The sequence below is a fragment of the Acinetobacter sp. 1125_18A genome (assembly GCF_052824985.1).
The window spans coordinates 101,241-124,300 of sequence record NZ_VTDG01000006.1; the positions used below are offsets into that span (position 1 = coordinate 101,241).

A 23,060-nucleotide genomic window follows, 5' to 3' on the forward strand; every position below is an offset into this window, starting at 1 on the left:
CGATTAAAAAGACAAATGTAATGTGAGTCAATGACACTCTAAAAATTGTATTGGATTACGAAAAATAAATAGGATTGATATGAGTCAAACAACACAGGCCGATCTCATCGGATTTACTGATGTCGCAGAGCGCTTACCACAGCTCATCAATAAGCTTCCCAACATCCTGACTGGACTTAAACAAGCTTATATCAGAACACCCAATACGCCTGCTGGGCTAGGTCTTGCTTTTGAACGTGCTGTAAAACGCAATCCTTATGGTGATGCGTTATTATTTGAAGATCAACGCTATAGTTATAAAGAACTGAATAACTGGGCCAATCAGATTGCACACTTTTATCTTTCTATTGGTATAAAAAAAGGCGATGCGATCACCGTGATGATCGAAAATCGTCCTGAGCTGATTGCGACCGTGATTGCACTGGCAAAAATTGGCGTAACAACAGCTTTAGTCAATACCTCACAGACAGGTAAAGTCCTGACGCATAGTATCAATTTGGTCAATCCTGTTGCGGTGATCGTCGGTGAAGAATGCCGTGCTGCTGTAGATGAGATTCGTCAAGACTTAAACATTGCTCAAGACCGCATCCATTGGTTTGCAGATCAAAATACAACGCAAGACCCGGGTACAGCACCTCAAGGCTTTATCAATCTTGCTGAAAAAATTCAACAATTTCCAAAATTCAATCCTTCGACCACACAAAGTGTCAAAGGGAAAGATGGCTTGTTTTATATCTATACCTCTGGCACAACCGGTTTACCTAAAGCTGTGGTCTTTACCAACAGTCGTTGGACCTTGGCATATGGAACATATGGTCATGTCTTAAACTTAGGTGAAGATGATGTGATGTACTGCACTTTACCGCTTTACCATGCAACAGGTATGGTGGTGTGCTGGTGTGGTGCTATTGCAGGTGGTTCAGCCTTGGCAATCCGTCGTAAATTCTCTACCTCTGCATTTTGGTCTGATGTCAAAAAGTTTAATGCGTCAGCCATTGGTTATGTCGGTGAACTTTGCCGCTACCTTATGGATGCACCTGCTTCAGAACTTGATCATACGCACCGTGTCACCAAAATGATCGGTAATGGTATGCGTCCAAATATTTGGGGCAAGTTTAAAGAACGCTTTGGTATCGAAGAAATTTTAGAACTTTATGCCTCTAGTGAAGGAAATGTAGGCTTCAGTAATGTTTTTAATTTTAACAATACTGTTGGCTTCTCACCTACACCTTATGCCATCGTCCAGTTCGATAAAGAAAAAAATGAAGCAATCCGTGACAGTCATGGTGCATGTCAAAAGGTCAAAAAAGGTGAAGTGGGCTTATTGATTGGTAAAATCACCAAGCGTTCCCCTTTTGATGGCTATACAGACCCGGAAAAGAACAAGTCAGTGATCATGAAAGATGTCTTTAAAAAAGGCGATTCTTACTTTATTACTGGCGACTTGGTTCGTGATATTGGTTTCCGACACGCGCAATTTGTCGATCGCCTTGGTGATACTTTCCGCTGGAAAGGTGAAAATGTTTCAACAACTGAAGTTGAAAATATTTGTAGTGAATACCCTAAAATCACAGAAGCTGTGGTTTACGGCGTTGAAATTCCAAATACCAATGGTCGAGCAGGTATGGCTGCCATTACTTTGCATGATGGGGAAGAACTGACTGAACAAGATCTAAGCCAACTTGCAGTCGAGTTTAAAAAGAACTTGCCAGCCTATGCTGTTCCGGTATTTTTACGTATCCAACAAATTGTAGAAACGACGGGTACATTTAAATATCAGAAAAATAAATTAAAGGAACAAGCCTTTAATCCTGAAAAAACCTCTGATCGTTTATTGGTTTTACTGCCAAGTGCCAATGCCTATTGCGATGTCACTGCGGAAGTTTTTGCCAATATTGAAGCTTATAAATACCGCTTCTAAAGCTAAAAGCCCTGATTTCAGGGCTTTTTTAGTCCATTTTGTGTTATTTATAACCGAACGTTGCAAACTTTCTTAATTTTTACTTGCGCTCTATCAATATCTTGCTAAAATACGCTCCATCAAAACAAAGTGGTGTTTAAAAACTTTTTAGTTTTCTTGCACTACACATTCAAGCCTAGCTTGGATGAAGGTTCAGGGTCGTTAGCTCAGCTGGTAGAGCAGCGGACTTTTAATCCGTTGGTCCCGCGTTCGAATCGCGGACGACCCACCACTTAATTGTTTTGACCTGTAAATGGATAGCGATAGAAAATTCTCAATTTTCACAAATATCGTGTAAAGCATCGCTTTATACATCCTTGCTCAGGGTCGTTAGCTCAGCTGGTAGAGCAGCGGACTTTTAATCCGTTGGTCCCGCGTTCGAATCGCGGACGACCCACCATCTTCATGTTTCAACCTGTAAATAGATACCGATAGAAAATTCTCGATTTTCACTGATATCGGGTAAAGCAACGTGCTTTACACATCTCGCTCAGGGTCGTTAGCTCAGCTGGTAGAGCAGCGGACTTTTAATCCGTTGGTCCCGCGTTCGAATCGCGGACGACCCACCATTCTTTCTTAAGGCTTCTTTCTGTACAGTTAAAGTACTACAATAGAAACGAAACCTGCAAACGTTCCGACCAAGACCAAACATCTTTATTAGATGCTTCGCCATTCTCGAAATTTTGCTTCATCTTTTGTTCTGGTTTAATCATGTTTTAAACAAGTTCAGGGTTGTTAGCTCAGTTGGTAGAGCAGTAGACTCTTAATCTATTGGTCGTGGGTTCGAACCCCACACAACCCACCAGATTTTTAAGTCATTTATCTCCCTTAAAATAAGCTCAGTTGAATTATTTTTCTGATAACTGCACGTTCTAATCAAATGGATTGCTTTATCATTCAATAACAACAAAGCATCTATACTCAAATATCGGCTGAGATCTTAGTTAACGGTTTTAACTCAAACAACCAAGCCAACAATCGCAATCAGATGACACGACCAAACTGAATAGCTAAAAAACTTTGATTCTTCTTATTGAACGAACAAATATCAAATCATCGCTAGCAAGATAATATTCTCCTGCTTGACGAGTTATAGCATCGCCCCATAACAACATAAAACCGTGCCCAATAATCAAGATTGAGCACGGTTTGATAATGAATAGACTACTCAACTAAAACAATCAACGGAAATTTACCCAGTGGATTATTGCTGTTGAAGGATAAAATCTGCGGCACGTTCGCCAATCATAATACATGGCGCATTGGTATTGCCTGAAACAAGATCAGGCATAATGGATGCATCAGCGATACGCAGATTATTAAAACCAACGACCTTAAGCTTTGGATTGACCACACTCATTGCATCAATCCCCATCTTACATGTTCCCACGGGATGAAATACGGTTGCAGCATATTCACGAACATAAGCTTGATAATCTGCATCGGTTTTAACATCAGGTCCGGGTAAGATTTCTTGACCATTGAACGCCTTAAATACATCTTGTTTTAAAATACGCTGTGCCAGTTTAATTCCTTCGATCAGCACGTGCATATCATGTTCTTTTTCAAGGAAATTATAATCAATCTCGATCTGATTTTGAGCATTAATACGTATTTCACCAATGCTCTTTGGTCTTAAAACACAGGTGTGGATTGCATAGCCATGCCCCCATTCAAACAGACGACCACGATGACTACGATACCCCGGAACAAAGTGGAATTGCACATCTGGTAAATCTGTTGCCAGTGGTGTTTTTGCAAAGCCCCCTGCTTCTACATAGTTGGTGGTTAACCAGCCTTTTCTTTTGAGCGCATACTGGAATGGTGCGGGCAATATAGATGTTAAAGCTCCAACGGAAAAACCGAGTGTTTTTGAACTATTTGTTCTGACGGTTACCAAGCCATCAATATGCTCTTGCAAGTTTTTACCTACCCCAGGTAAATCAACTCTACATTCAATACCCGCCTGTTCCAGCTCGGATTTCGGACCAATACCAGATTTCATCAATAATAACGGCGAAATAAAAGCACCAGCAGAGAGGATTAACTCTTTATTGATTCTGATATCAAAATTTTGTCCTTGTCGTTGCACATGAATCGAGTGCACTTGACCATCACTATGATGAATGCGCTCAACCTCACATTCAGTCACCACTGTAAGGTTTGAGCGTGTCAATATCGGCTGAACGAATGCTTTAAAGCTGGATAGACGCTGACCATCACGTTGAGTCACATCATATATCCCCACACCTTCGCTTGATGCAGCATTAAAATCTTGATTTTCTTTTAGATTGAGCAAAGCAGCAGCTTGGATAAAGAGTTTAGATAATAGGTTCGGATCTTTCGGATGATCGACAAACAACTCGCCATCAATACCATGAAAAGCCAGGTCTTGCTGAATGACATTTTTTTCAGAACGTTTAAAGAATGGTAAAACCTCTTTCCAGCCCCATCCAGCACAACCTTTCGCTTCCCAATTATCATAATCTGAGGCATTCCCGCGAATATAAATCATACTGTTCATTGAACTTGAGCCACCCACCATTTTGCCGCGCGGGGCATGGATTTGACGATTATTCAAACGTTTCTGCGGGGTAGAAAAGAAATTCCAGCTATATTTTTTACTCTTATATAAGGTGATCGTTCCTGCTGGAATCTGAATGCGTGGCGAATTATCAGCAGCGCCTGCTTCAATCAAACAGACACGGGTATTTGGGTTTTCGCTTAATCGATTGGCAATCACACTCCCCGCCGAACCCGCACCAACGATGACATAATCATAGCTATGTTGCTGTAATTGTTGATTGTCTATTTCAGGTAATGTGCGTTTATATAACATTGCCACAACATAATACAGCGGGCTAACCACAAGTAAACCAACCGCCCATGAGATATCCACTTCACCCAGTAATTTGGCAAGCGGACCAACATACAGCGGCGTAGATAAAAATGGAATTTGAATCAAAATCCCAACCACATAACAGATTAATGCAGGCCAATTGAAGTAACCATAAATCCCACCATCAGGTTTAAAGAAGGATGGCACATCATATTCAGTATGATGGATAAAGTAATAATCGATGAGGTTAATCGCTGTCCATGGAATCAATACACACATGAGCAAGAGAATAAAATTGACATAACTCTCGACAAAACTGTCCGAACTTGAAACAGATAAGAACATCGCCACACTAAATAAGCTTAATGCAACTATAGTTCTGGCAAGCACTCGCGGTGACCAACGGTGAAAAATCGTTTGTAGAATAGTGATGCTCGATAAAGTACCACAGTACAAATTCATTGAGTTTGTGGCAGCAATCCCGAGAGAAAAGACGATAATCAAAGCGGTACTAAATAGACCGGAGCCGGTTAAATGAATTAAGCCTTGAATAAAGTCACCACTATAGGCACGAGCAACAGTCAAGCCCAAGATCATTGAAATCAGTGAGCCGAGTGAACAGCCCCAATAGCTTGCCCAAAATGCAGTTTTTGCCCCAGTCGCTTTAGGCAAATAGCGGGAATAATCTGATACATACGGGGCATAAGCCAACTGCCATAATGCGGCAATAGATAAGGTTCCCATAAAGCCAATGCTTGAAAACGTTCCCAGCTGAAAGAAATCTTGGGGAAAGTATTGCGAACTAAATACACGAATAAAAGCAGCAAGCAGCATTAAACCTGAAAGTACCGCAAGGATTTGGGTGTATTTATGAATGAGTTTATAACCAAAAATAACTGCAATCAGACTCCCAATCGCAATAATTGTGATGCCTTGTACCTTAGAAATCGGCTGATAAATTGTATGTAGTGCTTCGCCTCCAACCACCAGATTGGATGCATAAAAGCCCAAGTACATAATCACCACGACGCCAACAACAAGCAAAGCCCCATAGAAACCAAATTGCCCGCGTGTTTGAATCATTTGCGGTACTGCAAGTTGTGGACCTTGCGCAGAATGCAGTGCGACAAAAATCGCACCAACAAGATTGCCTAAAACCAATGCCATTAAGGCAGAAAAGAAACTCAAATTAAAAACTGTAACCGCCAATGAACCCGTAAACATGGTCAATAACATAATGTTTGAGCCAAACCAGATCGTAAATAGATCGCGTGCGTTACCGTGACGTTGATTTTCAGGGATTGCCTGAATCGTACTACTTTCCATAGTTGTGATAGACATAGGAATCCATTCCATAAATAAAAAAGTTATAACCAATCTGAGGATCGGCTTAAATTTTTATATTCAGTATCAAGCCTTTAGTTTTTTTAAAGTAAGGCTAAAAAGGACTGAATAGCATAGTTACCCCATCGCAAAGAGATCAAAATCATTTGCGAAATCATCTTAAAATTTCAAATTAAGACCATTTAATATGTTGAAAATATTGAGGCCAGAATAATCACGAACAAATTAAAGAAAAATTATCTCAGGCTTGTATTTGTTCGATATTCAATATCGACCTATACACCAGCTTGGGTACCACTTGAATTGAAAAAAAACGATGGGTGAAAAGCAGATCATTGATCTAGGGTTAAAAAAAGTAATTTATCGTTCAAAAGAATTTTTTATTAAAAAATAATTACATAAATAATCATTAAAAAAATTTAACTCAATTGGATAAAAGTCATCGTTATACCCAAGCGATTCAGATTTTTTGAGGCATGTGTTCTGAATATTCTATTATCTCTTTATAACATCAGTACTTAAGATAACAAAAACAAAAATGCGTCGTTGATCGACATAAAAAAGGATTTTGGAATAATCCAAATTTTTACGAAAAGGATATCAATATGATTAAACCAGTAATTTTATCGGTAATGCTAACAACAATGGCAACTCATTCTGCTATGGCCTCAGAAACAGGACATTCATCAGGTCTTAGCTTAAGCGGTTCTGCTGCACTGACAACGGACTACCGTTTCCGTGGTCTATCCCAATCTCGTAATGATCCTGCGGTACAAGGGACCTTTGTATTGTCACATGATTCTGGTTTATATGGCGGAATCTTTGCTGCCAATACTGACTTCGGTGGTTCAACATCACCACATTTTGAGTTTACCTCATATATTGGCTATAACACTAAATTCATTTTTTTTGAACAGATTAAACCAACACTAGATTTAAGCTATAACCGATTTAGCTACCCGGGTTGGTCAGATTGGGCATGGCATGAGTTTTCTGCACGTTTAACCATTGATAACGTATTTTTGGCTAAAGATAGTCTCCTCACCAATATTAATTATAGTGATGACTATATTGGATTTGCAGGTAATGCATGGAACTTCACCTTAGGCTATTCAGTACCATTGGCTGAAACAGGTTTTGGTCTAACTTCAAGTATTGGTTATTCCATCATCCAAGATAAAGGTGCATTGATTGATCTCGATGCCGATAATTATGTCGATTGGAAGCTTGGGGTGAATTATCAATTCAAAACGCTTGAAGGTTTAACTGCGGAGTTATCTGCGGTCGGTACCAACTTGAATACCGATCAGCTCTCTAAAAGTGAAAAACGTACAGTCGCAAACGGTGCAATTTTTAGTTTAACCAAAGCGTTTTAACATTGCATTTCTAGACGATACACAATGTTTAACTGCTAACTGATTTTCTAAGATTTGTTCAATTTAAAAAATGCATTTCTGAGATGATCATTCATTTCAAAATTTTAAATGCGTCATTCTGGTGGGTTACACCCTCAAGTCCCACCAGATTGTTTAAATCAACATATGTCTTGATCAAAACAGCGTTCTTATTCAAATGCGCTTATTCGATTGTTTCGCTTTTTAATTATCAAATTTCTTTAACACATAGGCTTTTGTTGGTGCGGTATGGTGTTGACTAAAATAGAGTCGATTTTCTTCAGTGCCATTAACGATTTTATCAATATCCATCACCAAGTCATTTTGTGCATCCACGTTGTAATAGAACTGAATACCTTCAATTCGGTTAATCACGATTTCATGATTTACTTCGTCATAAACCCAAGTATTTTTTTGATAACCACGGTTCGGCTTGATATCATTATTTTCATAGGTCATTTTCCCCATATACACAAAGGTACGATGTGCGGTACCGTCTGGGAGTAAGTTAATAATAAACTCTGCACTACCTTTTTCACACTTGGCAAAAGGATCTTCACAACTCATTTGAACATGATAACGTCCTACAAATGCCTCAGCTTTTGTGGAAACTACGTCGCTTTGCTGGTCTTGCCCTTTCATTTCTGCCATTGCAGGTAAGGTGGCTTGACCCGCAAGATCGGTCAGTTTTTTACCTTCATTTGCATTGGCACGTTGTGGCGTTGGCTGCAAAGCAAGCTCACTGGATGAATTTTGTGTGTCAGATGCACCTTGTTGTTTATCATTTGATTTTGAGGAATCGCAAGCACTCAGTACTGTACAAATACTGATGCCTAAAATTCGAAAAAAAATTACTTTATGAAAAGTTAAATACATAAATCCAAATAACCCAATTACACCGTGCCAGACACATCAAAAATGAATGTGTATATGTATATCTTATTGTGTTGTACCGTTTCTCGAAATCTTAACGGTGTATTTTTTACAAAAGTATAAAAAACATATTTGTCTCAACCATCTCCCTATAAGTTTGGACACTTTTTACATTATTTTTAATGATTTAACTGGCGTTGTTACACAGTCTTAACAATTTTAATCGGTGATTCACTTGAAGAATCAAACAGAAACGCCACTATTTACTTATATAAATTCATTTTTAAATTTTTAATCATGAATGATGATGAATAACTTTAAGGAGATTTAAATGGCCAATTCTGGTTTATATCGTTCAAGCCGACATAATCTGATCGCCGGTGTAATGGGCGGTATTGCTGAACGTTTTGGTTGGAATGTCACATTACTACGCATTATTTTCGTAATTGTTTCATGTTTGAGCGCAGCTTTTCCAGGTATTCTGGTGTATTTAGTGCTTTGGTTAATTATGCCAAAACAAAAATTGCAGCTAAATGAACCGCAAAGCTATGAACGCCCTGTACGAACCATTTATGAAGAGAAAACCCATTAATTGACTTCGATTTAAAGATATTACCCTTTTCAGCTACAACAGTTCCCCCAAACTGCTGTAGCTTTTTTTATACCGCATCATTTTTAAACGGTTTTATTTTAAACGGTTTATTTTTAAACGGTTTTATTTTTAAACAGTATCATTGTGAATTATTGAGTTGTTGCTGTAATGCTGCAATCATATCTGCGCGACTAATGATCCCGACCATTTTTTGATGATCAACCACAGGGATATAATTAAAAGAGCGTTCAACGAAATAAGGTACCAACTCTTGAATCGGTTGTGTCGGCTGTACAGTCACCACTTGTCGATTCATAATTTGTTTGACCAAATGTTCCCAAGGGGCCCGAGCATCGGCAGCGCGTTTAAACCATTCTACAATTTCATACAATGCCAATGTGCCAACCAATTCCCGATCAGCATTGAGCACGGGCAAACTCATCAAATTCACATGTTTAAACTTATCTAAAGCTTGGTGAATATCATCTTGCTCATCCAAGCTCAGCACATCCTTGCTCATAATATCTTGGCAAAGGTATTGATGTACTGCTCTTGCGTTGGCCTTTGCTTGTGCTTCTAAAATGATTTTTTGTAAATCATATTCACTAATATCTAAAAGCTGTGTCTGTTGTTCTAACACATCTTGAATATCTTGCGGTTGAATCGTGACTTTCTGTGTCGGCGTTGGATCCTTAGAACGTGTATTGAGCTGTGCAACCTGTGGATATTGCTTTCCTAACATACGATTAAAAATGATTGCAATCACTAGCAGCAAGACTGAATTGAGTAATACTGGATAAAAAATAAATTGATAACCCAACTGATGAATAGAAGCGCCACCCAATACGGCAGTAATCGCTACTGCGCCACTTGGTGGATGCAATGAATCTGTACTCATCATCAGGAATATCGACAATGCAACAGCAACACTAAATGCCTCGGTTGGATTGGAAATAAAGATGGCACAGGTCACGCCGACTAAACCTGCGATGGTATTCCCCACCACCATATTCCAAGGTTGTGCTAAAGGACTCGCGGGTACAGCAAAGAGCAATACTGAGGACGCGCCCATCGGTGCGATATACCATGCATTAAATCCACCGAGTACATACCAACTGATCAATGATGACACTGCTAATCCAAGCAGTGCACCAACACCACAGACTAAACGATCTTTTAGCGGTAAAACTTTAAAATTGGGTTTTAAGGTATTTAACCATTCAAGTTGCGTATGAAACACGACAGTCCTGCGCTTTAACACGGTTTAAAGTGTGAATTATACGATGTTGTGGTTATAAGATATATTTATTATCTATCTTAAATGGATAAATTTTTCGCTGATATTTCTCATTTACTGATTTTTCACTGGGCATATTCAGTCAATTGATCAAGTCTTTTCCCATATTCTTGCATTGGGCAAAATGCATACATGGGTGAACCAATATAACTTCCAGCATTTTGGCACTCCTGATCAACATAAGCTTTCCATAAGCGTTGTGATTTCATGATGTCATTATAACGTTCTGGCTGATGGTCTATCTGACTCTGTTTTTTGATCTGATCAAGAACTTTGACAATTTCTTTTTCATAATATGCCCTGCTCTGGTTACTACATGATTCAACCACGGCATTGTTAATGTTGCCTAAAGCCAGTTTTTCGATGGTTTGTTCAACACATTGGTTATATACATCGACTGAAGTAGCACTCAGTTCTGCATAAGCCGATATTGAACAAATAGTTGTAGATAAAACCATCATGATTGTGCATGCTCTTATCATATTTATTCCTTTGTTGTTTTGATCATGGCTCAATATAGCAATAAATCGATTTTAAAGGCTTTGTTTTTAGCACCCAGTCTGAGCTTAATCCTATTGGTCGCGTTTTTTCTTTTTATGAATCATCAATATGATATACAGTCTCTACTCACAATATTTGGTATCAGCTTAATCGTTTATCTGATTTATTGCGTTATAGTCATTCCAATTGCTTATGTCATCTCACTTTGGCTTGCACATCAGTATTGGCTTAATTTTTTCAGTATTTTCGTCGGTTCACTGTTGATGTGGTTAATTGTCAGTATCATTGGCTATCTGGTTTTTACTGGATCATTGCCTACACCGCTATGGAAACTATTGAGCGATTGGTTTTTTTATGCAATTTCTTTATTTGCAGGGTGCTGTTATTGGGGTTTATTAAAAGTATTTTCCAGACCATCATTCACGACTCACGATAATGTAGATAGAACTGATTACTAAAAATCTCCTCTGGATCATATTTTTTCTTCAAACTAAAAAAAGCATCCGTTTGCGGATAGGCTAAACGCATCTTGTCGCGACTTACATGTAAGCGATAAGGCAAATAAAATGTGCCTTGGTTTTTAAGTGTAATATCAACCAATTGCTGAGTCAGTTGTTGCATATCCTGCTCTTGTTGTGGGGTCTTCTTTTGATTAAACAGAAACACCAAGCCAAAAACATCCTCTCGGGCATAATTCATAAATGCATCATGATCATGTTCAACTTCACGAATCGTGATATTGAGTAGATCCACTTTTTTAGTTTTTAAAACGGGCTTGAGATCTTGAATAAACTGAGCCAAGTGCTGCTTTGGAATAAAATATTCATGCAATAGATCGGTTGAATGGATATCTTTATTTTCAATCAAGGCGGCATCTTCACTGAGAATTTCATTGCGACTAAATATCGCATAAGGCGATACTGAATTCAGACTACTTTCTAGATCCCAGCGTAGTCGTTTGCCGTATTCACTATCGACAGATCCACGGAACACAATCCGCTTAGTTTCAGCGTTTTTACTTTGCTGTTGTGACAAGGCTAAAGGTTTTTTATCGATTTTTTCAAAATAGTTTAAGGTTGCCTGCTGTAAAAAATGCTTGTCTGAAATACGTAAACGACCATAAGCAAATTGTACATCTGGATTATTGCTGACAATCTTTTGGTACGCGTTTACATAGTCTTCAGGTAAAACTGAAATTGATTGAAATGTTAAAGCGACATTATCCACAACTTTTAATTTTACATCGAGAATAATGCCAAATAATCCATAGCCACCAATCACCAATTTAAACAATTCAGGATGTTCTGTACGACTACATTTTACAATCTCTCCCTGGGCATTCATCAAGGTAAATGACTCAACACTGGATGAAATTGGGGGTGAATTCTTTTGCCAACCATGTCCATTGACACTGATCGAGCCGCCAATTGAGAAATTACTAAACGCTTGCATCACTGCAATTGATTTACCATAGCGGTCTAGATACCGAAGTGCCTCTTCCCACGTTGCACCCGAGCCAATCGTGAGAATATTGCTCTTCTCATCAAAGCTCATATGGTTATAGGGCAACATATTCAGTGCAATACCATCAGGGTAAATGGTATGCCCGCCCATACTGTGCTTAGCCCCCGCAATCGAGACTTTTAGATGATGTTCAGTTGCATATTTAAGTAAAGTTTTAAGTTGTTGTTGAATCGCTTCGGGTGTACTTTCTACATCGACAATTTTATGCACTTTTGTCAAATTAAGATGACTGGCATCATCCCGATAACCTGTAGGAATATGCTCAATTCCCTGTTGCTCATTGATTTTTGTTTTAAAAAGATGAATTGCAGGAATAGAAATAACTGCCAATAGAATAAGGAGAAGGCTTAGCCAAAGTTTGTTTTTCTGTATTTTTTGCATAAGGGATGATTTAAAAATGTTTTAAATTTATTCAATAATTTATAAGCTATAAATATTAAAAAAGCAAAATACCGATAAAGTTTGTCAGCGATCAGAATCATCATTTATAATGACTTCCACCATAAAAACAATATCTTAAAATAAGGAGAATATATGGCTTATATTATGGTGGACATCGAAGCAGATGGTCCAATTCCCGGTGATTACTCAATGATTGCGCTAGGTGCAGTGTTGGTCGAAGATCATTTACATCAACAATTCTACGGTTTACTTAAACCAATTTCCGAGAATTATATTCCTCAAGCTCTCGCAGTTTCAGGCTTTAGTCGTGAAGATACCCTAAGCTTTAACAATCCTGAGCATGTTATGAAAGACTTTGCCAAGTGGGTGAGCAAAGTCAGTAATGATCGCCCTATTTTTATTAGCGATAATAATGGTTTTGACTGGATGTTTTTCTGTTGGTACTTTCATCATTTTACTGGCAGTAATCCCTTTGGATTTAGTTCACAAAATTTAGGCAGTTTGTATAAAGGACTGGTCAAAGATAGCTTTCAAAGTTTTAAGCATTTACGTAAAACAGCACATACCCATAACCCTGTTGACGATGCCAAAGGCAATGCTGAGGCTTTATTGGCATTGAAAAAGGATTATGGATTGAAGATTAAGTTTTGATTGATCTTTTCTAATTTTGCTACAGCCCAATAATGATCTTGTGCATTTTATCATCCTCTAAATTCGCCCCTATGATTTCTAAATAATTCATTTACTTAACATTGAATGAAGCGTTGTGACATCGTCATAATGAACTTCCGACATTCAGCTTTTGAAGCGCCCTCTACCTTTAAAAAGTTTATAAATATAAATTTTCCATGTTAATATCAAATATATAATTTAACTTATTTAATTTTACCAATGAACAAAATAATCCATTTCATCATTTTAACTTCTTCTTTTTTCCTTGCTGCATGTAGTACATCAAATGAACCTGTAATTTTAGAAACAAAGCAAATTGCAATGACGGGCGAACCATCAAGCACACTTGAACTTACGCTGATTAAAAAAGATAAAATCTGCATCTTAAAAGCAAAAACCACTTCTAAAAATATACCAACAATAGAAAAAGATTGGGCTTTTTTTAGGGATGATCTCATTTTAATATCTGAAAATTCAAGCTCGGAACCCGTAATCAATAGTGATGCTCCAGATGCAAAAATTGAAGAGCACATTGAGGAAATGAAAATAAGAAAAGAGGCCAAAGAAATAAAAAGCTTTATCTCAAAAGAAAATCTGAAAAAATGTACATAAGTTGATCTGCGATAAGAATCAATATTTATAGACTAACCTTTGCCACACCTCCCCAAAATCCTTATACTTAGAACCAATTTTTTCTAATACTTATAGTGGATGCTGCATGAGTCGCGCCATATCGCATATTGATACATTCCAAGGCTTAATTCTTGCCTTACAAAACTACTGGGCTGAACAAGGTTGTGTGGTGTTACAGCCTTACGATATGGAAATGGGCGCAGGGACATTTCACACTGCAACATTCTTACGTGCGCTTGGGCCAGAAACATGGAACGCAGCATACGTTCAACCCTCACGTCGTCCTAAAGACGGTCGTTATGGCGAAAACCCAAACCGTTTACAACACTACTATCAATTCCAAGTGGTGCTTAAACCGAACCCTGACAATATCCAACAACTGTATCTAGACTCTTTAGAAGCGATTGGTATTGACACGCTTACACATGACATTCGTTTTGTAGAAGACAACTGGGAATCGCCAACATTGGGCGCTTGGGGCTTAGGTTGGGAAGTGTGGTTAAACGGTATGGAAGTGACTCAGTTTACTTACTTCCAACAAGTCGGTGGGGTTGAATGCTACCCAGTCACAGGTGAAATCACTTACGGTCTTGAACGTCTGGCAATGTACTTGCAAGGTGTCGATTCAGTCTATGATTTGGTTTGGACCAAAGGTCAATTTGGTACAGTCACCTACGGTGATGTGTTCCATCAAAATGAAGTAGAGCAATCAACTTATAACTTTGAATATGCCAACGTTGAAAAAATGTTTGAACTCTTCGATTTTTATGAAGCTGAAGCAACCCGTTTAATGGAAGCGGAACTCCCACTTCCAGCATATGAGCAAGTCATCAAAGCATCACACAGCTTTAACTTACTCGATGCACGTGGTGCTATTTCTGTCACTGAGCGTCAACGTTATATTTTACGTGTGCGTACTTTGGCACGCTCTATTGCACAAAGCTATGTGGCTGCTCGTGCCAAACTCGGTTTCCCAATGGCTGAACCGCATTTACGTGACGAAGTGCTTGCACAGTTAAAGGCACAAGTTGAAGCAGAAGCAAAAGCTGAGGAGAATAAATAATGTCTAAACATACAGTTTTATTCGAACTTGGCTGTGAAGAATTACCACCTAAAAGCTTAAAGACCTTACGTGATGCGTTACAAGCTGAAACGGTTAAAGGTTTAAAAGACGCAGGTTTGGCATTTGATTCAATTGAAGCTTATGCAGCACCACGTCGTTTGGCATTAAAAATTGTCAATATTGATGGCGCACAAGCAGACACTCAAAAGCGTTTTGATGGCCCTGCCCTACAAGCTGCTTATGATGCAGAAGGCAAACCAACCAAAGCCTTAGAAGGCTTTATGCGTGGTCAAGGCATTACTGCGGATCAAGTATCAACTTTCCAAGCAGGTAAAGTTGAAAAAGTTTGTTATTTAAAAGATGTGAAAGGTCAAAGTCTTGACGCTTTACTTCCACAAATTTTACAAACAGCACTAGATAACTTACCAATAGCAAAACGTATGCGTTCTGCGGCAAGCCGTACTGAATTTGTTCGTCCAGTGAAATGGGTCGTCTTGTTAAAAGACAATGATGTGATTGATGCAACGATTCAGGATCATAAAGCGGGTAATCTGACCTATGGTCATCGTTTCCATGCGCCTGAAGCGATTTCACTCACAAATTCAGATGATTATCTACCGAAATTAAAAGCAGCGCATGTTGTGGCTTCTTTTGAAGAACGTCAAGCGATCATTGACCAACAAGTTAAAGCTTTGGCTGATGAAGTCAATGCGATTGCCATCGTTCCTGCTGACCTACGTGATGAAGTGACTGCATTGGTTGAATGGCCTGTTGCGCTACGTGCAAGCTTTGAAGAGCGTTTCCTTGCGGTACCTCAAGAAGCCTTGATCACCACGATGCAAGACAACCAGAAGTATTTCTGCTTGGTCAATGCAGCACATAAATTACAACCTTATTTCATTACTGTTTCCAATATTGAGTCTAAAGATCCAACTCAAATTATTGAAGGCAATGAAAAAGTTGTACGCCCTCGTTTGTCTGATGCAGAGTTTTTCTTCTTACAAGACCAAAAGCAACCGCTTGCTTCTCGTAAAGAAAAATTAGCCAATATGGTCTTCCAAGCACAATTGGGTACACTTTGGAACAAGTCTGAACGTATTGCAAAATTGGCTGTGGCGTTATCTGCAATCACAGGTGCAAATTCTGTAGATGCTGAAAAAGCTGCTCTGCTTGCAAAATGTGACTTAACGTCAGAATTAGTCGGAGAATTTCCTGAGCTTCAAGGGATCGCGGGAACTTATTACGCACGTATTGAAGGCGAAAATGATGAAGTTGCTGAAGCTTTAGGTGAACAATATTTACCTAAGTTCGCTGGCGATGTTCTACCAAAAACGAAAACAGGTACAACCATTGCCCTTGCTGATCGTTTAGATACCCTCACAGGTATTTTCGGGATTGGTCAAGCACCGACAGGTTCGAAAGATCCATTTGCTTTACGTCGTTCGGCGATTGGTATCTTACGTTTGGTGACTGAAAATAATCTTGATGTTTCGATTGAAGAACTGATCAAGCTTGCTTTGGCTGCTTATGGCGATGTATTGAAAGATCATGCGAAGACTTTAGCCGATGCTGTCGCATTCCTTGAAGGTCGTTACCGTGCTAAGTACGAAGACCAAGGTGTTGCCGTTGATGTGATTCAGGCTGTTCAAGCACTTTCTCCAAAATCTCCACTTGATTTTGATAAGCGTGTGACGGCGGTAAATCATTTCCGTGACTTGCCAGAAGCTGCTGCTTTGGCTGCTGCCAATAAGCGTGTTGCCAATATCTTGGCAAAAGAAGCTGCACCTACAGGTGAGATTGTTGAAGCTAAATTGCTTGAAGATGCTGAAAAGGCGCTATATACCGAAATTCAAAATATCAAACCTGCAGTTCAACCACTTTTGGACGCGAAAGACTACACCACTGCGCTTTCTAAGTTGGCTGCGCTTCGTGCACCGATTGATGCATTCTTTGAGAATGTGATGGTCATGGCAGATGATGCAGAACTCAAAGCAAACCGTTTACGTTTACTTGCACAGTTACGTGACTTGTTTACAAGCGTTGCAGATATTTCAGTATTACAGCATTAAGTATGACGATCTATAGTAATTCTCCAATTACTATCGCTATTCTCAAGCTCTTTCAAGAGCTTGAGAATTACATATCCAAAAATCATAAGAATCTACCTAATGGCGCTGTAAAAGCATTTATTTTTGGTGGTTGTGCATTTCATATTCATACCAATGCTCGTGGTAGCAATGATATAGATGCTGAAATTCAGGCAATCCAGCAATTAAAGAAACACGATATAGTTTTGTTTTTAGAAAATAATGACGTTGAATATTTAGATGATAATAATCTTGAAACTAATTTAGAGTTTGATCGTAGTTTTAACACCAGCCTTGCATCTGTCGACCCTGACTATCCTGAAAGAGCGATTCCTTTAGTTGCCAATAGCATTGTTGAAGTTTATTTAGTATCCGGTTTAGATTTAGCCATTTCAAAACTTGCTCGTTTATCTGATAGAGATATCGAAGACATCAAAGAATTATACCTTAATGGTAAGTTTTCTCTTGAAGCGTTTAAAAAATCAGCGAATAATGCTGAAATGTACTATGCGACTCCTGAACAATTACACTCGAATATTCAATATATCGTGTCAATCCTTTCGGAGTTAAGAGGTTAACTCATATGATGAATCAGGTAGAGTTTGAACATGCTTTGAATACGTTGTTAAAACAACCATTATCATCGGCAACATTTAGTGAAGTGAAACCAGTTGCTGAAGCTTTACTCTATTCAGAGCTTTTACCTTCTATAACAAATAATCTAAGTACACTTGAAACACGCCGTTTAGTTTTCTTACTTGAAAAATTTAGACGCTATTCGTGTTCTAGCGTGTCTCGTAGACAACAGTTAAAGTCTTTTTCAAATGATTTGTCTTTACAGACCACTCATCTTGACTCAAGCCACTTGGTTGATCCTTTAGCGCAAAGATTTGGTTTAGATGAAGATTTAAATCATTTAAAATCACAATTACTCACACTTCAAACACGCCATTATCATCAAGAGCATGGGTAAAAATCATTCGCTGTTTCGTCTTTGACATTAGGTGACGAATACGTTCTTTGAGAATGTGATGGTCATGGCAGATGATCCAGAATTAAAAGCAAACCGTTTACGTTTACTTGCACAGTTATGTGACTTGTTTACAAGTGTTGCTGATATTTCGGTGTTACAGCACTAAGTAGGAACATAAATTATAACCCGCTTTCGAGCGGGTTTATTTTTAGTTTTTGCTTTCCAAAACGCATAAATAAATGAAAACATAACAATAAAAATTAACAATCTAAAACTAAATATTCCCAATACATTGTATAGACTCAATTGATCAAGTTAAGTTTAAGATCAAAAGCATATGAATTCTAAAATATTATTATCTGTACCTTTAATAGCGATCGCCCTCTCTGCCTGCTCAACCACACCCACCAATCCAAATGCTCCAACTGTTTTAGAACAACATAAAAATATCTCTGCTGAACCAAGCACAAAACATAACCTTGCCAAACTCATCAAACAAACAGACAACTGTGTCATCGAATTTACTGGCAACTTTGAAACAGGAAAAGCCACAGAACATTGGATTTTTAAAGGTGATCAGCTCATCTCAGCATTTTCAAATGTAGATGCTGAAGTCGAAAATAAACAAACTGTTTTTGACCCAAAAGATGCTGAAAAGCTTAAAAACTTCAACTCACTTAAAAACAACTTTAAAGCATCAAATCTGGAAAAATGTAATTAATCTCGGCACTTCACTCTAATACTTCGTCGAAGCTAAAAGAGCTAAATGCAAAATTATTTCGCTCTTTTAGTCACATAAATCACGGGATAAATCCAAACAAGGGCGCCAATGAGTCCAATCGCAGCAAATATGAAACTATTTGAGAGGTAATCAGCAAACCAATAATAAATTGGATTTAAGCCCAATTTAAAAGAATTCATCATTGCGTAGAGCATCGCAATCATCAGCACATGAGGCAAAATCAGATGTCCAATAGATAGCTGATATTTCTTAAAATATTTTGCAAAATAAAAGCTTGGAATCAAATAAATTAAAAATACCACGCCCATAATGACCCAAGCCATTATTTGATGACTGGAAGACAGTTCATCACCACAGCCACAGGCAAAACTAGGTTTTAAACTCAATATAAAGGTGAGAAATATTAAGATTATTATATTTTTCATTATGATGATTAAACCAACAATTTAACCCAAAGCTTATGTCGTTTTTATTTTAATAACAAGCTATAAATTTTTACAGAAAATGCTTTTATCATCGTTCTCATATTCTTATAAGCATCAGAATTTAAAAAGTAAAAACGCTCAATTCCCCCAAACACATCTGGCCGTAACATTCATTCACAATTCTTACACTATTGTTAAAACTCTGTAGATAAGCTGTTGCTGTTTTATCTCAAAGACTATTTTTATACATATTTCACATTATTATAGGCAACACTAAAACTTGAACTCATTCAGGTACAGGATAAAACTAATTATGAAAATGCTTAAAACAACAGTGATCGCCACAGCACTTCTTGCCAGCTCTCCTCTTTTTGCCAATACAGATGTAAGTGCAAATGCTTCTGCTGAAGTCGGAACCAATGGAGGTATTCTTAGCAACATTGGTCAAGGTATCCATAACACAGCAGATAAAGTAGGTAATGGTCTCGAAAAAGGTGTTGATAAAACCCGTGAAGTGTCTAAAGACGCTTGGGATGGCACTAAGAATACTGCTGCTAAAGTAGGTACAGGTCTCGAAAAAGGTGTCGATAAAACCCGTGATGTCTCTAAAGATGCGTGGGATGGCACTAAAAATGTAGCTGATAAAGTCGGGACTGGTGTGGAAAAAGGTGTCGATAAAACCCGTGATGTATCTAAAGATGCATGGGACGGCACTAAACATGTTGCTGATAAAGTCGGGACTGGTGTGGAAACAGGCATAGACAAAGGTAAAGTCGCAACGAAAGGTGCGTGGGAAAATACCAAGAAGTTAAGTTCTGAAGCGGGTCATAACACCAAAGAAGCTGCTGTTAAAGTGAAAGACAAAACTAAATCAGCAACAAGTAAAACTTGGCAAAAAACCAAAGATTTAGTTAAACCAAAACCAGCAAATACAGGTGCAAAAGTAAATTCACAAACTCATGTGAAAACACCAGTAGGTAGCGCTAAAGTCGCAGTATCTACAGATGCCAAAGTTGCTACAAAATAATTTAAATTTATCACCAATCAAGAAAAGCTCACTTAGGTGAGCTTTCCTTATACATCAGCCAGTAATATGGCATGCAATGTATACATATGTTTTCTTGCTGTAGGATTTTTCTTTCCATTTTACTTTTTATCTAAATAAAACAGTATGATAATCCCAATCAACACTGAGCGAATCGTTACAATCATCATAAAGGGATCAAAACATCATGAAGATGATCAAAAGTCTATGTGTGATCACTGCAATACTTGCAACACCATCACTCTATGCGCAAACCAATACTCAAAATCAAACCCAGCCATATGGTGATAATCCAAATATTTTTAAAGTATTGGCACATAAGACCAGTGAAGCTGTACAGAATACCGCTGAAAAAGTAGGTGATGCGACCGAAAAAGGGATTCAAAAAATTAAACCGTCTTTGGATGAAACCATTGAAAATACAAAAAAATATACCACTGAAAAAGCCACTGAGGCTCGTGATAGTACTCGCCAAGGCATAGACACTGCGGTAAAAAAAGTTGAGCAAACCAAAGATCGAGTGATGGGTAAAACCAATTTAAATGTTCCGATTGAACAAGGCAGCTTAAGCCAATCTTCGACCACACCCAATACGACGAATACTGTAACTGCTGTAACTACAGCAAACGTTCAAAATACGCCGATCACTACACAACCTGTTCAACCCGCAGTTCAAAATCAATTACCCAACAATGGGCAAGAAGAACCTGAAATTAAAAAACAGTCATTACCAATTGAGAACCAAGAGCGTGATGTCAACACCAATACCACAGGTTCAAAAGATACCAACTCAAGCAATACGCAAAGTTCAACAGATGATGAGGTTGGTGTACCGAGATAAGCAGCTAAACACACTTAATTCTTAGCACGCCACACATTGCGCTACCTATGCTCAAGGTGATAGCAGTAAAACGAATATAGCTATTTAACGGTGTTTCTTTAACGATGCCTTTTTAATTGCGCCTTTTTTCATTGTGCTTTTTCACTAGGCTCTTTAGCCATTCACCTGACGAATCACTTTCCCCTGCTTAAATGCCTCAACATTTTCAAGCATTTGATTCACAATACGTTGACGTGCATCAACACTGCCCCACGCACTATGCGGTGTGATAATCAAGTTTGGAATATCATCTGCAAGTAAAACATTACCTTGTGTCGGCGGTTCAACAGAAAGTACATCTGTTGCCGCACCTGCAATTTTGCCTTGTCTTAATGCGTCTGCTAAAGCCTGTTCATTAACGATACCACCACGCGCACAATTGATTAAGAAAGCAGAATTTTTCATTTTATCAAATGCTTGGCTATCAATTAAATCACGTGTTTCATCTGTTAGAGGACAATGCAGAGAAAGAAAATCGACTTGCGCAAGCAATTCGGTAAAAGGTGTCCGATCCTTATGCATTGGTCGATTGGGTAATGATGCGACCAAAATTTTCATCCCAAAAGCTTCTGCCAATTTGGCAACCGCTTGACCAAGCTCACCATAGCCAATAATACCAAGAGTTTTTCCAGATAATTCAACAATTGGAAAATCCAGTAAGCAGAAAATTGGCGATTTGTTCCATTCGCCTTGTTTAACTGCATGCTCATATTTGAGTAAAGATGTTGCTAATGTCAACATTAACGTCAGTGTATGCTGTGCAACTGCAGATGTGCCATAGCCCTGACAATTACACACGACAATACCTTTTGATCGTGCAAAATCTAAATCAATATTGTTGGTCCCCGTGGCCGAAATCAAAATTAATTTTAAATTTTTACATTGCTCCATCGCCTCAGCATTCACAATCACTTTGTTGCTGATCACCACGTCTACATGTTGAATGCGTGCTAGAACTTGCTCTGCTGTTGTCGATGGATAAAGTATTAAGTCATCAAAAGCTGCTTTTAGCTGACTAAAATCCAAATCCTGTTTATCTAAAGATTCATAATCTAAAAATACAGCTTTCATTGCTTTTCCTTAATGATAGAGAGCCAGTTTTACGCTTACGAAGCAGATGCTTCTGAAAAACCAAAAGAATTATTCTTTAAAGCCAATAAGTATGCATTAGTCATACGGTACGCCTCTTGAATGATGGCTTCAGAAATATAGCTTTCGTTGTAATAACCATGCTTCATACAAGTAAAAACCAATTCCATCAAAATCGTCAATGTATCAGGCTCCTGTGGTACATATTCATCCACTTTAATCATTTCCAATGCTTTTCGGACACCATGACTGACCTTTTTTAATTCTATTTGGTATTCCAGATAAGCTTGCCGGGTAAAAGGTCCACTTAAAATCAACAAGCTCGCCGTTTCAGATTCATTAAAATATTTGGCTGTGGTACGAATCATACTCTCTGAGAGTAACTGTCCGTATACTTCTATGGGTGCATTTGGGTTTTCCGTCAACACTCGAACAGCAGCTTGTCCGAGTTGTTTGACTAAATCGTTTAAATGCGTCAGTGCAATATGACGAAAAATATCGTATTTCGTCGGAAAGAACTGATAAATACTGGTCCGTGGAACGCCAGATGCATTGGCAATTTCAGGAATCGAAATCTTTTCAATTCCAATGGATAACAGTAACTCTTGCGTGGTTGCCAGCATCTTATCCATTCTTTTTTGGGAACGTTCTTGTTTTGGTTGGCTCACCTTTTTCGTCATTTTTTTTAAAACTGACGTTGACGTTATTTTAATCATCAGATAATC

Annotated in this window: 20 protein-coding genes, 4 tRNA genes and 1 pseudogene; 17 read left to right on the forward strand and 8 right to left on the reverse strand. The window is 38.3% G+C overall.

From position 1 onward, the window contains the following. The first annotated feature begins 79 nt into the window (after positions 1 to 79). From FY049_RS12360 to FY049_RS12380, 5 genes are all read left to right on the forward strand, one after another. The gene (locus FY049_RS12360) at positions 80 to 1,921 is read left to right on the forward strand and encodes a long-chain-acyl-CoA synthetase (RefSeq protein ID WP_151956656.1); all 1,842 of its coding nucleotides are present in this window, start codon (positions 80 to 82) and stop codon (positions 1,919 to 1,921) included. 195 nt (positions 1,922 to 2,116) lie between these two features. Continuing rightward, a tRNA-Lys gene (locus FY049_RS12365) sits at positions 2,117 to 2,192 on the forward strand. 92 nt (positions 2,193 to 2,284) lie between these two features. Beyond that, a tRNA-Lys gene (locus tag FY049_RS12370) sits at positions 2,285 to 2,360 on the forward strand. Between the two features lie 93 nt (positions 2,361 to 2,453). Then, positions 2,454 to 2,529: transfer RNA gene (locus FY049_RS12375), tRNA-Lys, on the forward strand. Positions 2,530 to 2,689: 160 nt separating this feature from the next. Further along, a tRNA-Lys gene (locus FY049_RS12380) sits at positions 2,690 to 2,765 on the forward strand. 399 nt (positions 2,766 to 3,164) lie between these two features. On the opposite strand, the gene FY049_RS12385 is transcribed toward FY049_RS12380, so the two are convergent. Continuing rightward, positions 3,165 to 6,140: a cytosine permease gene (locus tag FY049_RS12385; RefSeq protein ID WP_446083778.1), complete on the reverse strand. Its 2,976-nt coding sequence runs from the start codon at positions 6,138 to 6,140 to the stop codon at positions 3,165 to 3,167. 608 nt (positions 6,141 to 6,748) lie between these two features. Here FY049_RS12385 and FY049_RS12390 point away from each other — a divergent pair. Continuing rightward, positions 6,749 to 7,519: a TorF family putative porin gene (locus tag FY049_RS12390; RefSeq protein ID WP_262782199.1), complete on the forward strand. Its 771-nt coding sequence runs from the start codon at positions 6,749 to 6,751 to the stop codon at positions 7,517 to 7,519. Positions 7,520 to 7,741: 222 nt separating this feature from the next. On the opposite strand, the gene FY049_RS12395 is transcribed toward FY049_RS12390, so the two are convergent. After that, complete coding sequence (locus FY049_RS12395) at positions 7,742 to 8,413, reverse strand: hypothetical protein (protein WP_446083779.1); 672 nt, start codon at positions 8,411 to 8,413, stop codon at positions 7,742 to 7,744. Positions 8,414 to 8,741: 328 nt separating this feature from the next. Between FY049_RS12395 and FY049_RS12400 the strand changes: the two genes are divergently transcribed. Further along, positions 8,742 to 9,002: a PspC domain-containing protein gene (locus tag FY049_RS12400; protein ID WP_224964658.1), complete on the forward strand. Its 261-nt coding sequence runs from the start codon at positions 8,742 to 8,744 to the stop codon at positions 9,000 to 9,002. A 139-nt stretch (positions 9,003 to 9,141) separates the two neighbouring features. On the opposite strand, the gene FY049_RS12405 is transcribed toward FY049_RS12400, so the two are convergent. From FY049_RS12405 to FY049_RS12415, 3 genes are all read right to left on the reverse strand, one after another. Continuing rightward, positions 9,142 to 10,242 (reverse strand): HPP family protein, encoded by a 1,101-nt coding sequence (locus FY049_RS12405; protein WP_224964657.1) that lies wholly within the window; start codon positions 10,240 to 10,242, stop codon positions 9,142 to 9,144. A 122-nt stretch (positions 10,243 to 10,364) separates the two neighbouring features. After that, positions 10,365 to 10,781: a lysozyme inhibitor LprI family protein gene (locus FY049_RS12410; protein ID WP_224964656.1), complete on the reverse strand. Its 417-nt coding sequence runs from the start codon at positions 10,779 to 10,781 to the stop codon at positions 10,365 to 10,367. A 439-nt stretch (positions 10,782 to 11,220) separates the two neighbouring features. Then, positions 11,221 to 12,705, reverse strand: coding sequence for an FAD-binding oxidoreductase (locus tag FY049_RS12415; RefSeq protein WP_224964655.1), 1,485 nt, complete (start codon positions 12,703 to 12,705; stop codon positions 11,221 to 11,223). Between the two features lie 153 nt (positions 12,706 to 12,858). Between FY049_RS12415 and FY049_RS12420 the strand changes: the two genes are divergently transcribed. From FY049_RS12420 to FY049_RS12455, 8 genes and pseudogenes are all read left to right on the forward strand, one after another. Further along, positions 12,859 to 13,377, forward strand: coding sequence for an exonuclease (locus FY049_RS12420; protein ID WP_446083780.1), 519 nt, complete (start codon positions 12,859 to 12,861; stop codon positions 13,375 to 13,377). Positions 13,378 to 13,617: 240 nt separating this feature from the next. After that, positions 13,618 to 14,010, forward strand: coding sequence for a hypothetical protein (locus FY049_RS12425; protein ID WP_056516786.1), 393 nt, complete (start codon positions 13,618 to 13,620; stop codon positions 14,008 to 14,010). Positions 14,011 to 14,116: 106 nt separating this feature from the next. Beyond that, a complete protein-coding gene (gene glyQ, locus FY049_RS12430; protein ID WP_004718182.1) occupies positions 14,117 to 15,094 on the forward strand; it encodes a glycine--tRNA ligase subunit alpha in 978 nt (325 codons plus the stop codon). After that, the gene (glyS, locus tag FY049_RS12435) at positions 15,094 to 17,163 is read left to right on the forward strand and encodes a glycine--tRNA ligase subunit beta (protein WP_224964653.1); all 2,070 of its coding nucleotides are present in this window, start codon (positions 15,094 to 15,096) and stop codon (positions 17,161 to 17,163) included. The genes glyQ and glyS overlap by 1 nt, the downstream gene beginning before the upstream one ends. A gap of 2 nt (positions 17,164 to 17,165) precedes the next feature. Further along, positions 17,166 to 17,759 (forward strand): DUF6036 family nucleotidyltransferase, encoded by a 594-nt coding sequence (locus FY049_RS12440; RefSeq protein WP_224964652.1) that lies wholly within the window; start codon positions 17,166 to 17,168, stop codon positions 17,757 to 17,759. A gap of 5 nt (positions 17,760 to 17,764) precedes the next feature. Continuing rightward, on the forward strand, positions 17,765 to 18,154 hold the full coding sequence (locus FY049_RS12445) for a hypothetical protein (protein WP_004718187.1): 390 nt from the start codon (positions 17,765 to 17,767) through the stop codon (positions 18,152 to 18,154). A gap of 37 nt (positions 18,155 to 18,191) precedes the next feature. After that, a pseudogene (locus tag FY049_RS12450) lies at positions 18,192 to 18,320 on the forward strand (hypothetical protein); the annotation flags it as partial. Positions 18,321 to 18,491: 171 nt separating this feature from the next. Beyond that, positions 18,492 to 18,875 (forward strand): hypothetical protein, encoded by a 384-nt coding sequence (locus tag FY049_RS12455; protein ID WP_224964651.1) that lies wholly within the window; start codon positions 18,492 to 18,494, stop codon positions 18,873 to 18,875. A gap of 53 nt (positions 18,876 to 18,928) precedes the next feature. Here FY049_RS12455 and FY049_RS12460 read toward each other — a convergent pair whose 3' ends face one another. Then, a complete protein-coding gene (locus tag FY049_RS12460; RefSeq protein WP_224964650.1) occupies positions 18,929 to 19,321 on the reverse strand; it encodes a hypothetical protein in 393 nt (130 codons plus the stop codon). Positions 19,322 to 19,634: 313 nt separating this feature from the next. Here FY049_RS12460 and FY049_RS12465 point away from each other — a divergent pair, with 313 nt between their 5' ends. Together FY049_RS12465 and FY049_RS12470 are read left to right on the forward strand one after the other, a co-directional pair. Then, entirely contained in the window at positions 19,635 to 20,348 is a 714-nt protein-coding gene (locus FY049_RS12465; RefSeq protein WP_224964649.1) for a hypothetical protein, read from the forward strand. A gap of 205 nt (positions 20,349 to 20,553) precedes the next feature. Next, a complete protein-coding gene (locus tag FY049_RS12470) occupies positions 20,554 to 21,207 on the forward strand; it encodes a hypothetical protein (protein WP_446083781.1) in 654 nt (217 codons plus the stop codon). Positions 21,208 to 21,360: 153 nt separating this feature from the next. Here the strand turns inward: FY049_RS12470 and FY049_RS12475 are convergent, their stop codons facing one another. Both FY049_RS12475 and FY049_RS12480 read right to left on the reverse strand, forming a co-directional pair. Then, positions 21,361 to 22,317, reverse strand: a complete 957-nt coding sequence (locus FY049_RS12475) for a 2-hydroxyacid dehydrogenase (protein WP_224964647.1) — start codon at positions 22,315 to 22,317, stop codon at positions 21,361 to 21,363. Positions 22,318 to 22,352: 35 nt separating this feature from the next. Next, a complete protein-coding gene (locus FY049_RS12480; RefSeq protein WP_105714016.1) occupies positions 22,353 to 23,051 on the reverse strand; it encodes a TetR/AcrR family transcriptional regulator in 699 nt (232 codons plus the stop codon). Between the last annotated feature and the right edge of the window lie 9 nt (positions 23,052 to 23,060).